The sequence below is a fragment of the Spongiibacter sp. UBA1325 genome (assembly GCF_002306875.1).
In the GTDB taxonomy this organism is placed as follows: Bacteria; Pseudomonadota; Gammaproteobacteria; order Pseudomonadales; family Spongiibacteraceae; genus Spongiibacter; species Spongiibacter marinus.
On the sequence record NZ_DBTD01000009.1, the window covers coordinates 587,292 to 600,142 of the forward strand.

12 protein-coding genes are annotated in these 12,851 nt (G+C 60.3%); 6 read left to right on the forward strand and 6 right to left on the reverse strand.

The genetic code is table 11. The annotated features are described in order from the left end of the window. The first annotated feature begins 83 nt into the window (after positions 1-83). Genes hemC through B3K78_RS11270 form a run of 5 tightly spaced genes read left to right on the forward strand, consistent with a single transcriptional unit; the run spans position 84 to position 4,457 of the window. A complete protein-coding gene (hemC, locus tag B3K78_RS11250) occupies positions 84-1,040 on the forward strand; it encodes a hydroxymethylbilane synthase (protein ID WP_286695533.1) in 957 nt (318 codons plus the stop codon). Continuing rightward, positions 1,024-1,845, forward strand: coding sequence for a uroporphyrinogen-III synthase (locus B3K78_RS11255; RefSeq protein WP_286695534.1), 822 nt, complete (start codon positions 1,024-1,026; stop codon positions 1,843-1,845). Before hemC ends, B3K78_RS11255 begins: the two co-directional genes overlap by 17 nt. Beyond that, entirely contained in the window at positions 1,826-2,938 is a 1,113-nt protein-coding gene (locus B3K78_RS11260) for a uroporphyrinogen-III C-methyltransferase (protein WP_204997161.1), read from the forward strand. The genes B3K78_RS11255 and B3K78_RS11260 overlap by 20 nt, the downstream gene beginning before the upstream one ends. Next, on the forward strand, positions 2,935-4,152 hold the full coding sequence (locus tag B3K78_RS11265) for a heme biosynthesis HemY N-terminal domain-containing protein (RefSeq protein ID WP_286695535.1): 1,218 nt from the start codon (positions 2,935-2,937) through the stop codon (positions 4,150-4,152). Before B3K78_RS11260 ends, B3K78_RS11265 begins: the two co-directional genes overlap by 4 nt. After that, positions 4,149-4,457 carry a tetratricopeptide repeat protein gene (locus B3K78_RS11270; protein ID WP_286695536.1) on the forward strand — a complete coding sequence of 103 codons (309 nt, stop codon included), beginning with the start codon at positions 4,149-4,151 and terminating at the stop codon, positions 4,455-4,457. Before B3K78_RS11265 ends, B3K78_RS11270 begins: the two co-directional genes overlap by 4 nt. Positions 4,458-4,529: 72 nt before the next feature. Here B3K78_RS11270 and B3K78_RS11275 read toward each other — a convergent pair whose 3' ends face one another. The 4 genes from B3K78_RS11275 to lptM all read right to left on the reverse strand — a co-directional run bounded on the left by B3K78_RS11275 (position 4,530) and on the right by lptM (position 7,576). After that, positions 4,530-5,237, reverse strand: a complete 708-nt coding sequence (locus B3K78_RS11275; protein WP_286695537.1) for a DUF484 family protein — start codon at positions 5,235-5,237, stop codon at positions 4,530-4,532. A 33-nt stretch (positions 5,238-5,270) separates the two neighbouring features. Further along, positions 5,271-6,101, reverse strand: coding sequence for a diaminopimelate epimerase (dapF, locus tag B3K78_RS11280; RefSeq protein WP_286695538.1), 831 nt, complete (start codon positions 6,099-6,101; stop codon positions 5,271-5,273). An 83-nt stretch (positions 6,102-6,184) separates the two neighbouring features. After that, complete coding sequence (gene lysA, locus B3K78_RS11285; RefSeq protein WP_286695539.1) at positions 6,185-7,435, reverse strand: diaminopimelate decarboxylase; 1,251 nt, start codon at positions 7,433-7,435, stop codon at positions 6,185-6,187. A 9-nt stretch (positions 7,436-7,444) separates the two neighbouring features. Further along, a complete protein-coding gene (gene lptM, locus B3K78_RS11290) occupies positions 7,445-7,576 on the reverse strand; it encodes an LPS translocon maturation chaperone LptM (RefSeq protein ID WP_204997166.1) in 132 nt (43 codons plus the stop codon). Positions 7,577-7,700: 124 nt separating this feature from the next. On the opposite strand from lptM, the gene cyaY reads away from it, so the two are divergent. Beyond that, positions 7,701-8,012, forward strand: a complete 312-nt coding sequence (gene cyaY, locus B3K78_RS11295) for an iron donor protein CyaY (RefSeq protein ID WP_286695540.1) — start codon at positions 7,701-7,703, stop codon at positions 8,010-8,012. Positions 8,013-8,017: 5 nt separating this feature from the next. Here cyaY and B3K78_RS11300 read toward each other — a convergent pair whose 3' ends face one another. Together B3K78_RS11300 and B3K78_RS11305 are read right to left on the reverse strand one after the other, a co-directional pair. Further along, positions 8,018-10,774: a class I adenylate cyclase gene (locus B3K78_RS11300; RefSeq protein WP_286695541.1), complete on the reverse strand. Its 2,757-nt coding sequence runs from the start codon at positions 10,772-10,774 to the stop codon at positions 8,018-8,020. A 57-nt stretch (positions 10,775-10,831) separates the two neighbouring features. Then, on the reverse strand, positions 10,832-12,817 hold the full coding sequence (locus B3K78_RS11305; protein ID WP_286695542.1) for a hydantoinase/oxoprolinase family protein: 1,986 nt from the start codon (positions 12,815-12,817) through the stop codon (positions 10,832-10,834). Positions 12,818-12,851 lie beyond the last annotated feature (34 nt).

Genomic DNA, 12,851 nt, shown 5'->3' on the forward strand with positions numbered 1-12,851 from the left:
GCGCCGATGAGTTGGGCGGTTTAGTCTGTCAGGCGGCTGGCGTATGATACGGCGCTGATGCTTTACACGGACCCACGCTAATCATGTCTGAACAGCCCTCGCGCACGCTGCGCATTGCCACCCGCGAAAGTCTGCTTGCTCTCTGGCAGGCGGAATATATCAAAGCCCGCTTGGAAGCCTGTCACCCGGGGCTGCAGGTTGAACTGCTTGGCATGACCACCCGCGGGGACCAGCTGCTGGACTCGCCGCTGTCGAAAATTGGCGGCAAGGCGCTGTTCGTTAAAGAGTTGGAACAGGCACTGCTTGATGGCCGAGCGGATATTGCCGTGCACTCGATGAAAGATGTGCCGATGGAATTTCCCGAAGGCCTGGGGCTGGCAATTATCTGCGAGCGTGAAGATCCCCGCGATGCGTTTGTCAGCAACCATTACGCCGACGTCGACGCCCTGCCGCAAGGGGCGAGAGTGGGCACCAGCAGTCTGCGTCGCGAATGCCAGTTGCGCGCCCGGCGCCCCGACTTGCAGATCAGTAGCCTGCGCGGCAACGTGCAAACCCGCCTGCGCAAGTTAGACGACGGCGAGTTCGATGCCATTATTTTAGCCTCAGCCGGTTTGATTCGCATGGAACTGCAGCAGCGGATCGCCTCCTTTATGAATGTTGAAGACAGCTTGCCCGCTTGCGGTCAGGGTGCGGTGGGCGTTGAAACCCGCTTGGACGACAACTGGGTACGTGAACTGCTGGCGCCGCTGCACGACGCAGACAGCGCGGCCAAAGTGATGGCCGAGCGCGCCATGAACACGCGCTTACAAGGTGGCTGCCAAGTGCCGATTGCCGGTTATGCCATTACTGACGACAGCCGCGACGACCACTTGTGGCTGCGTGCGCTGGTGGGCGAACCCGATGGCAGCCGCGTATTGCGCGCAGAATTAAGTGCACCGGCGGCCGACCCAGAAGCCCTTGGTGTGGCGGTTGCCGAGGCACTGCTGGCTCAGGGTGCGGGTGACATTTTGGCGGCGGTTTACGGTGACCAGCAGCACTGATCTGCAGGGCCTGCGCATTCTTATCACCCGGCCCGAGGGCCGCAACGAAGAATTGCGCAGCGCCCTGGTTGCCGCTGGTGCTCAGGTCTGGGTGCAACCGCTGCTGCGCATCATTCCCCTGGCCGAAAACGACGAGCGCTATCAGCACGCGCGTCGCTGCCTATTGGACCTGGACCTTTACCAGCACATTATTTTCATCAGCGTGAACGCCGTGGACTGCGGTATGGCCTTGATCGATGATCTATGGCCGCAGTACCCGCTGGGTGTGCGCTGTCACGCCATCGGCGCTGCCACGGCCAAAGCGCTCCATGACTGGCCGTGGCCTGCCGGTGCGCTTACGCCCTTGGAGGCGCAACAAGGCGGCGCGATGGACAGCGACAGCTTGCTGGCCAGCGCGGCGTTTAACGGGGTTGACGGGCAGCGAGTGTTGATTGTTCGCGGCTGCGGTGGCCGCGAGCAGTTGGCGCAAAAACTCCGTGAACGCAACGCGCGGGTAGACTATGCTGAGTGCTATCAGCGCTGTGGGCCGGGTGAGGCCGCCGATGATTTACAGTCGCAGTTAGAGGCGGCGTCGATTCAGTTGGTATGCCTGAACAGCGGCGACACATTACAGCAATTTACCCAGCGCATTGCCCCCGCGCGGCGCGATCAGTACCACCTGGTTCTACCCAGTGCGCGGGTGCAGCAACTGGCCCAAGAGGCCGGTTTTAGACATACCCTTCTTGCAGAAAATGCCGGTACAGCAGCGACGCTGGCGGCGATAAAAACGTGGCAGAGAGAACACAATGTCGGAAACCCAAAATGACAACAAGGACGTGGCGGTAGCCGCCGACGATACCCCAACCACTTCAACGCCGTCGCAAAAAACACCTGCTGCCAAGAGCAAGTCTGGCAAAGCGGGCGCCGTGGCAACGCTGGCTCTGCTGGTGTCGCTATCCGCGCTGGCAGCGGCTGCCTGGCTGTATTACCAACTTATCTATCTCAATCAGCAGCAGAGCGCGCAATTCCTCAGCGATATCACTGCGCAGGTGCAGGGCCTTGATCAGCGCAGTCAATCGAGTGCGACAGCGCTGGACCGCCAGCGCGAACGACTGACCGAACTCGACAGCGCACTGGATCAGCAGCGCGCGGTTGTTCAGCGACAAATTCAACAGCTGAGCGACAAAGTACAAAGCCTCAGTTCGGTCGACCGCAATGACTGGTTACTGGCCGAGGCCGAGTATTTATTGCGACTGGCCAATCAACGCTTGCAGCTCAGTGGTGACAGTCGCGCCGCAGCGCAGTTGTTAGCCAGTGCCGATACTATTTTGCGCGAGCTAGATGATCCGGCGTTATACCCGGTGAGGGAAGCGCTGGCGGCAGAACTCGCTGCCTTGCAGGGCAGCTCCAGCTTTGATCTGGAGGGTGCCTACCTGCAATTGCAAGGTCTGGCGGACGCTGCCGAGTCGCTGGCGGTCTACGAGGCTCCGAGCTATCAAGCTGAGCCTCAGCCGGCGAGAGACGCCTCCTGGCAGGAGGGCTTGAAAGCAGGATTTGAACGCGCTTGGGCGAAGTTGCGCAGCTATGTGCGCATTCGTCAGCACGATGAAAAATTCAAGGCCGAGCTGGCGCCGGAGCAGGCGACCGCCCTGCGCGCCAGTTTGCGAATGATGCTGGAGCAGGCGCAATTGGCATTGTTGGCAGAGCGCCCGGCCCTGTACCGCCGCTCGCTGGATAAGGCGCTGGCATGGCTGGAGCGCTACTACCCACTGAATGATGGCAGTCAGGCGCTGGCTGCATCTTTGGAAGAACTGCGAGCGGCTGAGATTCGCGCCGAGCGTCCGGATATTTCTGCGTCGCTGCGGGCCCTGAAGGACTACAGCAAAACCCGCCGCTGGCAGCGCGAGGTGGGCCAATGATCCTGTTTCTCGCGGCACTGTTTGCGCTGGCCGCTGCCGCCGCGATTGCGGTGGCGATTCAGTACGACAGCGGCTATGTCTTGTTGGCCTATGGCCATACCACTGTTGAGATGACCCTGTGGGTAGCGCTGGCGCTGCTGGCGCTATTCTTGTTTGTGGTGTGGTTGCTGTTCAGCCTGTTGCGCCGCAGTGCACGCCTGTCTGACAAGTTGGGCGCCCTGCGCGGTCAGCGGCGTCAGCAACGCGAGCGTCAACGCAGTCACCGTGGGGTCATCGCCTATACCCAGGGCAACTGGTTGCAGGCCAAGCGTTTGCTGCTGTCGAGTGCCAGTAGCGACAAACCGCTGATTAATTATTTACTGGCAGCGCGTGCCTGCCAGCGCTTGGGCGATGAGCGCGGCGCACTCCAGGCGCTGAGCCAGGCAAAGAACTGCGGCACTCAAGCGGGTCTTGCGGCAGCCCTCACACAGGCGGAGTTGCAACTCGACAACGGTCAGTTGGAAGAGGCATTGGCAACCTTGAACCGCTTGGGTAAAAGTGCCGAGCGTCAACCCGCAACGCTGCTGCTGCTCGCGCGTGCCTATCGCGGCCTGGGTGATTGGCAGGCGTTATTGGCGCTATTGCCGGAATTGAACAAGCGGAAATTGCTTCAGGAGTCGGCGCGGCGAGAGCTGGAACTCGAAGCCCTGCGCGGCCAATTGCTGCGGTTGCGCCACGGTGGCGACGCCGAGCCGCTGCTCAAATGGTGGCAGCAGCTGGGGCGAAGCAGCCACCTTCGCAGTGAACTGCTGGAAGACATGGTGCCGGCGCTGCTGTCGCTGGGGCGTAGCAGCGAGGCCAGCAAATTAGTTCGCGCTGCCATTAAACAGCAGTGGCGCGACGAACTGGTGTTGTTGTTTGCGGCGATCAATGACGACCCCGCCCGACAGCTGCGCGTTGCCGAGTCCTGGCTGAAAGAGCAACCTAATAACCCCCAGCTGCTGCTGGCGCTGGCGCGTATTTGTCTGCGTAATGAGCTGTGGGGCAAAGCGCGCGAATACCTGGAAAGTGCTCATCGCATCGCGCCTTCGGCGACGGTATGCTTTGAATTATCGCGCTTGCTGGAACATCTCGGCGACGCCGAACTGGCGGCGTCGATGTTGCGCGAAGGGCTGCTTTTGCAGGGACAGCAGTTGCCGGATTTGCCGATGCCGCACTTGAGCCATCAGTCATGAATATTGATGCGCTGCGTAAAATGCTGGCGCGAGGCCAAGACAGCGCCATGCTGCGGTTCGGTTTGGGTAAAGCCTTGCTCGATGACAAACAGCCCGCTGAAGCGGCTGAGCACTTGCAGTGCTGTGTGGAACAGGACGCCGATTACTCGGCGGCTTGGAAACTGCTCGGTCGTGCTCACCAGCAGCTTGGCGATGTCGCCGCGGCACGCGCGGCTTGGCAGCAGGCCCTGCAAGCCGCCGCGCGCAAGGGCGATAAACAAACCGAGCGCGAAGTGCAGGTATTTTTGAAAAAGCTCGATAAGTAGGCGCGGGCCTGACCGCGACCAAATCCACCCGAACCCTTTGTTCGGGAGTGTTTTGGGGCGCAGGCGCGACGCTTAGCTAATAAACGGGCCGCGCATCAGTTTCGGCAATACCCGGTTGATTACCTCGGCAATGTAGTCGAGGAAGAGGGTGCCCATGCTGGATTTGAAATGTTGTGGGTCCTTGCTGGCGATGGCCAAGACGCCGTCGATATTCCCCGGTTTAATGGGAATCAGCGCCGCCGAGCCAATGTGGTCGGCGTGTTTGCCAAACAGAAAACTTAACTCCTCGCCGCGCAATACACCGCACACGCCCTTGCCGCCACGCAACAAGCTGCCGATATGTTGCTGGGCGGTTTCCGGGCTGACCACCCGCAGTTGTGTGTTGCCCATTTTTGATGGGTCGCCGAATAAGGTCAGGCTGGCGTAGTCGATCATGTCGAAATCATTCACCAGGCGGCGGCACAGGGTGTTGCTCAATTCTTCCGGCCGACGGGCTTCCAGCATGCCGAGAATCAGCGCCTTGCTGCGCTCAAAAATCACGTCGTTGTGCTGGGCGTTGTCCAGCAGGTTGCTCATGCGTGAACGCATATCCATATTGCGCTCGCGCAACACTTCCACTTGGCGCTCCAGCAAACTGACGGCTTTGCCGCTGTGATGGGCCAGCTTTAACTCGGCCAGAATGTCTTCGTTCTGCAAAAAGAAACCGGGGTGGTTTCGCAGATAGCGCGCAACATCGTCTTCGCTGGGAAGACCGTCTTCTTTAGGTTTGGCTGTGTCCACAGTGCATCCTTATTATTGCTGGCTGGCGTGCCGCTAAAGCTGAATTTGCCCTTCAAAGACCGTGGTCGCGGGCCCCGTCATAATAACGGGCTGCCCGGGCCCCGGCCAGTCGATGCTGAGCTTGCCGCCCGGCAATGTGACATTCACCTGATTATCGAGCCGGCCCTGCACAATACCCGCGACAACGGCTGCGCAGGCGCCAGTGCCACAGGCTAGTGTTTCGCCAACACCGCGTTCAAAGACGCGCAGGCGGATATTTCGGCGGTCGACAACTTGCATAAAGCCGACGTTTACACGCTGGGGAAAGCGCGGGTGACTCTCGGCAATGGGGCCAACGCGCTCAACGGGCGCGGTGTCGACATTCTCCACGGGCAACACCACATGGGGATTGCCCATCGACACGGCGCCGACCTGCCAGGTCTGGCCGTCGACGTCCAGTGCGTAATCGGTGGCCTGCTCGGCCGCGTCGAAGGGAATGTCCGCAGGGCTTAATACCGGGGCGCCCATATCCACGCGCACTTCGCGGTTTTCGGTAATTTCCAGTTCGATGATACCGGCGAGGGTTTCCACGCGAATGCGCGGTTTGCCAGTCAGACGCTTGTCGCGCACAAAGCGTGCAAAGCAGCGTGCGCCGTTGCCGCACTGTTCCACCTCGCTGCCTTCGGCGTTGTAGATTCGATAGCGAAAATCCACCTCGGGTTGGGTGGGAATTTCCACCGCCAATACCTGGTCGCAACCAATGCCAAAATGGCGATCGGCAATTTTGCGAACGTGGTGGGGCTTGAGCTTGAAGCGCTGGGTAATGAGATCGACAACCACGAAATCATTGCCCAGGCCATGCATTTTGGTAAAGCGTAGCTGCATCGTATGTCCTGTGCGGCGCCTCGCCGGTGGCGCAGTTCAACGATGCGGGGGCCACTGCTGCTGGGCGGGCCAGCGCGCGGAGTTTACTCCGGCAGTACGGCTTCGCCACGCATCAGGTCGGCGACAGTTTCACGCGCGCGAATAAGGTAGTGTTGGTCGCCGTCGACCATCACTTCTGCGGCGCGTCCTCGGCTATTGTAATTGGAACTCATGGTAAATCCATAGGCGCCGCTCGATGCCAGTGCCAACAGGTCGCCACTTTCAATGCGCAACTCGCGGTCTTTGGCGAGAAAATCACCGGTTTCACACACCGGCCCCACCACGTCGTACAGGCGGGCTTCGCCGTCGCTGCGCGGGCTAACGGGTAGTAGATCCATCCACGCTTGGTACAGCGAGGGGCGCAGCATGTCATTCATGGCCGCGTCGATTATGGCGAAATTCTTGTGCGGGTTGAGCTTCAAAAACTCCACCTTGGTCAGCAGCACACCGGCGTTGGCGGCGATAGAGCGGCCCGGCTCAAACATCAGTTTCACCGCCCGGTCGCCCAAGCGCTGGCGAATAGCGGCAATATAGTCGGCCGTGGAGGGGGGAACTTCGTCGCGATAGCGCACGCCCAGGCCACCACCCAGGTCCAAATGCTTGATCTGAATGCCCTGCGCTGCCAGCTCATCGAGCAGGGCCAGCAAGCGGTCGACAGTGTCCAGAAAGGGGCTGGTGTCGGTGAGCTGGGAGCCGATGTGGCAATCAACGCCCTTCACGTCCAGGTGTTCGAGGCTAGCGGCGCGCGCATAGACGGCGGGGGCGCGGGCAATATCGATACCGAATTTATTGTCGCGCAGGCCCGTGGAAATATAGGGGTGGGTATTGGCGTCGACATCGGGATTTACGCGGATGGAAACCGGCGCCTTGCTGCCAAATTCGCCAGCCACCTCGTTGAGGCGCTCTAGTTCGGCCTCGGACTCAACGTTAAAGCAGTAAATACCCACTTCCAGCGCGCGGCGCATTTCCTCTGCGGTTTTGCCGACACCGGAAAACACAACGCGATCGGCCTGGCCCCCTGCGGCCAGTACCCGCTCCAGTTCGCCGACCGAGACAATGTCAAAACCTGCGCCCAGGCGGGCCAGAACATTCAATACGGCAATGTTGGAGTTGGCCTTTACCGCATAGCAGACCAGGTGATCCTGACCTTGTAGGGCGTCGCTGTATTCCTTAAAACGCTGCTCCAGATAGGCTCGCGAATACACATAGCAGGGGCTGCCATAGTGTTGGGCGATATCGCGCAGTGAAACGTCTTCGGCAAATAATTCGCCGTTCTGGTAGTGGAATGCAGTCATGCGTAATCTCTAATTCTGAGGGCTGGCGGGGGCGGCGTCTTCGCTGGGCAAGACCAGTGGCCCGGTTTGTCCGCACGCGGCTAGAGCGAGGCACAGCAGTGCAGTGGCCCAGCCAAGGTGGATACGGCGTTGCGCGGTCATGAATACACCCCCGAAAAAATAAGCGCGTAGTATAGCGCTGCCCGCGCCTGGATGCACCGCAGCGCTCGTCGGTGATGAGCTGAGCTTGCTATACTGGCCGGCAAATTTTCAGGATGTGATGGCAATGAATGAAGTGGAATTTCACGATGTGCTCGACACCCTCTACGAGACGATTGAGGACGCCGTGGATACGTTGTCGGTCGACGTAGACTGCGAGATCGCCGGCAGCGTGTTAACCCTGACATGCCCGGATGGCAGCGCCCTGATTTTTAGTCGGCAGGCGGCGAACCGGGAACTGTGGCTTGCGGCGCGCAGCGGCGGTTATCACTTTAGTTGGGATGGCCAGCAATGGTTCTGTCAGCGCGAGCAGCAGTCGCTGAGTGAATTATTGCAGCGCTGTGCGCAGGATCAAATCGGCGAGGCGCTGGACATTTAACGCCGCTACGAGGTGTGGAGCCTGTCGACTTCTCGCTGGATAAGCTCTTCCAAGTAGCGTTTGTAACGCATGTACACCGTGGTTTGCTGCGGCGGTTTATTCCCCAGATTCACCCGGTCAATCGCAAAGTGCCGCTGTTTCGGATAGCGCTCCACCAGCTGCGTTGCCAGCCGGGTAAACAGCTTGGCACCCTCATCGCGATAATACAGTTGCTGGTTGTTCCAGCGCACATCAAATACCGGGCGAGCGCGCTGACGGGCGTGGGCGGTGGCCTCCAGATACAGTGGCGATTGCTGTGCTGGCGGTGCCTGAAGGGGGCGACTCTGCCAGCGGCCGTCGTGCTGAATGAGTTTGTAGAGCCGCACCCGGTGACGCAGCCCCTGCTCCTTGCGTGAATGCTGAAGAAATTGCAGCAGCTGATAGATGAGCGCGTCGGGGGCGCTGCTTTCGGCCGGCAAATAGATTAGCGAGCCGCGTTCATCGCGCAGAAAAATATCCACCAAGGTCGCGCGCAGGTGCACAAAAATATAGCAGTCGTCGCTGCGACAGGTATCGATAATACTGGCCAATGCAGAGTTGGGCAGGCAGTGGCGGTCCATGCGCAGCGGGCTAAAGCGGCTTTGGCCGCGCTCCAGGCACTGAATTAGCTCGCTATAGCTGTCGGCATTGACCACATCCAGCTCGTTATTGCGCTGCTGCAGAATGTGAAAGCCATCGGCCAGTTTCAGAATATAGCGGGTGTTGGCCTCGGTATTTTCAAAGCAGGGCTGCACGCCCGCAGCCAGGCCCATCAGTCGCCGCGCCAGCCGTTCACCCGGGTCATTGAAGCACAGTATGTCGATTTTCGGCGGCGAGCTGCCGCTGGCGGCGGCAATCGTCAACTGCTGGTATGCATGCAGCGTGTTGAGCAGGGCCTCGCCGCCGGTAAAGGCCATCGACGACACTTCTCCCCAGCTGTTCAACACCACCATCTCCACGTTGGCCACGGGATAGCAGCTGCTGTGCTGGCCAATGCCCTGGCTGCTGAGCTGGCTGAGACTGTCCTGCCCGAGGTTAATGCAAAACAGGGTGTACAGTGGCACCTTGGGGCGAGTAAAAGCGGCGTGCTGGGCAGGGTCTGCGGCGGGCAGACGTTTGGGTAAGTGGGCGTGCAGCCAGGTGGCCAGGCGGTTCAAATCGGCCTCGCTCACGCCCTGGCTGCGGCTGCTAAGCCGCAGGCGGCTATTCTCTTTGACCAAGCCATTGCAGTAACACCAGCACAACAGGCCGCTCAGGTGTTCGTCTTCCTTGAGAACGGCGCCGCTCTCGAAGTCGTGGCGGGCGCTGGCACTCACTGCCCAGCGGCGCTGATTACCAAAGCCCAGGGTGTGGAAATACAATTGCTGCTCGGAAAGGTCGGGGGCGATGCCGGGGTTGAGCCACTCTACCTTGTGCCGCTTGCGCTCGAAGGCGGCGTAGAGCTTGCGGCCGAGCAGGGTCATTTCCTCTGAGTTAATTAGCGCTGACTGCTGGCTGTGGGCGGCGAAGTCTTGCAAGAAGCGGTAGCTGTTGGTCAGCTCCGCCACCAAAAAGCGGTGTTCGTCACGCACGCGCCGCAGTTTCCAGCGGTGGCGGGTGTCGAGGTTGAGTAAGGTCTCTGACTGCCAGTGCCACTGGCTGGCTAGGGCGCTCATGCGTTGATGGCGCTCGACTTGCTTGCTCGCCGCCGGCCGCGACAGGTGTAACCCGGTTTTGAAGTAAAAGGCGCGGCGCACCAGCTCCAGCCGGTCTTTCTCTCCACGCTCTGACAGGTAGTGCTCCAAGCGTTGGTATACAAGGATATAGGGGTCGAGCTGGTTGGCGTCGCATTCGCCGTTGTACACGCGTTCTTTTAAGGCGAGGCAGATCGGCTGCACGTTCGGGTAGTGGCGAGCGTAGGCCTCGGTGAGCAGCAGTTTCAAAAGCGCTTTATAAGGCGAGGCAATGGCCTTGTAGAGTTGCCACACACCCGCGCCAATAAATTCACCGGCGGGAATGGCGGCAACACCGCCGAAGTTAATCGACTCATCGGGGCCGATATGCTGTTGCGCGTGGAGCAGGGCGGTGTATTCGTCGTAATTTTCCTCTTCTTCTGGCGGCACCAGCCACCAGATTGGATAGCGACCGGCAACCACCACCACACTGCGGTAGAACTCGTCCAGCAGCAAATAGTGCTGGCTGGTACCCGCGCCCTCGGCGCTTAAGCGCTCGCGCTTGCCGCGCCGAAACTGCTCGTTGTCCATTAAGAAAAAGTGCAACTCCAGGCCCAGCTCGGCGGCCCACTGACTAATATGCTCGGCTTTTTCCCGTAACTGCTTGCGTGCCTCACTGGGCAGGGCATTGCGATGGCACAGCCAAACATCCAGGTCGGAGTCTTCGGCCTGCGCGATACTGCCGCAGGAACCCATGATGAAGATGCTGTGGATCAGGTGGTGTTCGGGGGCGCGGTAGTGAAAACCGCTGGCGATATATTGTTGCGCGCGCTCCACCAGTTTGGGCGTGGGCTCAAAGCGGTCGATGCCGCAGGGCGTGTCCTTGCTGCTGTAGCCAGGCAGAGAGGGGTGGTTCACATGGAACAACAGAGGAACCAGGTCGAACAGAATACGCTGACGTTCCTGCAGGGCCGCGCGAGTGCGCAGCAAGCGCTCGGCGTTCAGCTGCAGAAAACGCTCGCGAACATCGGCGATGCGTTGCCGGCTAATGCCGCGCTCAAAGAGCGATGGAGGAGCGTGTTTTGCCGACATACAAGCCTGTAAAACCGTGGGTGACGGCTTTCACTGTAGCGTGAGCCAACGCAGATGTCATGGCGCGATGCGCATGAGCAGCAAGTGACCTTGTGGGTCGAGCCGGGCTTGCCAGCCCTCGGCCAGCCAGGTTGTGGCCACCGCCTCGCAGATGAGCGCGGGCCCGGCCAGTACGTCGCCGGGCTGCAGCTGTTCGCGTTGGTAGCGGGGCACCGGCTGGCTGATAAAGGCAACACGCTGGTGGCTGGGTTCGCGCTGCGCCTGCCCTTGGTGTGGCGGCAACGCCTGTAATGCGGCGGGCGCGCGCAGGGCAAGACGCAAGTTCACCAATTGTACCGGCAGCCCTAAACGGTGGCCGTAGCGCTTGGCGTGGGCGCGGTGGAAGGCCTCTTCGCAGTCTTCAATACTGCCGTCAAAAGGCAGATTCAAGGTGTAGGACTGTCCCTGATAACACAGGTCCAAACTGGCTTGTGCCTGTATGGCATCGCTTGCTACCCCTTCATCGGTGAGGGCCTTCTGGCCTTCATCGCGAAGGTCGGCAAAGGCTTGCGCTAATGCATCGCTGGAAAGGGTGGCCAGGGCCTGGTTAAGCGTTCGGGAAAGTTGTCGCTCTCGCGGGGCCAGCAGCATTCCCAAAGCGGAAAATACCCCGCCATAGTTGGGAATAATGACCTCGTTGGTGCCCAGTGCCTCGGCCAGCGCGCAAACATGCAAACCGCCGGCGCCGCCAAAGCAGCACAAACTAAACTCAGCGGGGTCGTAGCCGCGCTGCAGGGAAATGACCCGCAAGGCCCGCACCATGTGCTCGTTAGCAATATCAATAATGCCGGCGGCCGTGTCTTCTACCGACAAGCCAAGCTCACTGGCCAGGGCCGCGACGGCGGCCGTTGCCGCGTCACGTTGCAGCGGCAGTTTTCCGCCCAGGCGGGCGTCATCGGGTAAGCGGCCGAGCACCACATTGGCATCGGTCACTGTAGCGCGCAGCCCGCCCTTGCCGTAGCAGGCGGGGCCGGGGGAGGCTCCCGCCGATTCCGGGCCAACGCGCAGCAGGCCGCCTTCATCCAAGTGGGCAATAGAGCCGCCACCAGCGCCGATGGTGTGCATGTCCACCATCGGTACCGCGACGGGGTAAGGGCCGATATGGCCCTCGGTGGTCAGGGCAATATCGCCATCAATCAACGCGACATCGCTGGATGTGCCGCCCATATCGAACGTAATCAGCGCATGCCGGTTCAGTATCCGACCGAGTTGGCGGGCTGCTGCCAAGCCCCCGGCGGGCCCGGAAAGCAATAAATTTACTGCGCGTTTTGCCGCGTTGGTGGCATCTAAGGTGCCACCGGACGATTGCATGATCGCCAGCGGCGTGCGCGGCATGGCCGCCTGCAAACGCTGCAAATAGCCCTGCACCTTTGGCCCCAGCCAGGCATTGAGCCAGGTTGCCATGCCGCGCTCATACTCCTTGTATTCCGGCAGTACTTCGCTGGAGCGGGAACAAAACAGGTGGTCGGGCAGGGCGGCAGCAATGGCTTTTTCGTCGGCGTCGTTGAGGAAGGAAAACAGCAGATTAATCGCGACCGCTTCGGGCTGTAGCTCGGCGAGTTGTTCTCGTAGTGTCTCAAGCTCTGAAGGGGACAAAGCCTTCAATACTTTTCCCTGGGCATCCACCCGGCAGTCCACCTCCAAACACAGCTCGGCGGGAACCGGCGGCGCGACGGGTGCCGGACACAAGTTATACAACTCACGGCGGGTTTGTCGGCCAATGCTCAGCACATCGGCAAAGCCGCGGTTTGTTATATACGCCGTGCGCACGCCCTTGCCTTCCAGCGCGGCATTGGTGGCCACCGTGGAGCCGTGGACCACAGTTAACGAACCATCTTGGATACGGTCTTCCAGGCCCAGTGCGCGAATACCCTGCAAGATTGCGCGCTCGGGTTGGTCCGGCGTCGACAAACATTTGTGCAAGCGTATGCCGCTGCCATCCACTGCAACAAAATCAGTAAACGTGCCGCCTGTATCGACGCCCAATAAACACAGTGATGACATAGGAATACGCGTATCCAAAAAAGCGATATTGTCG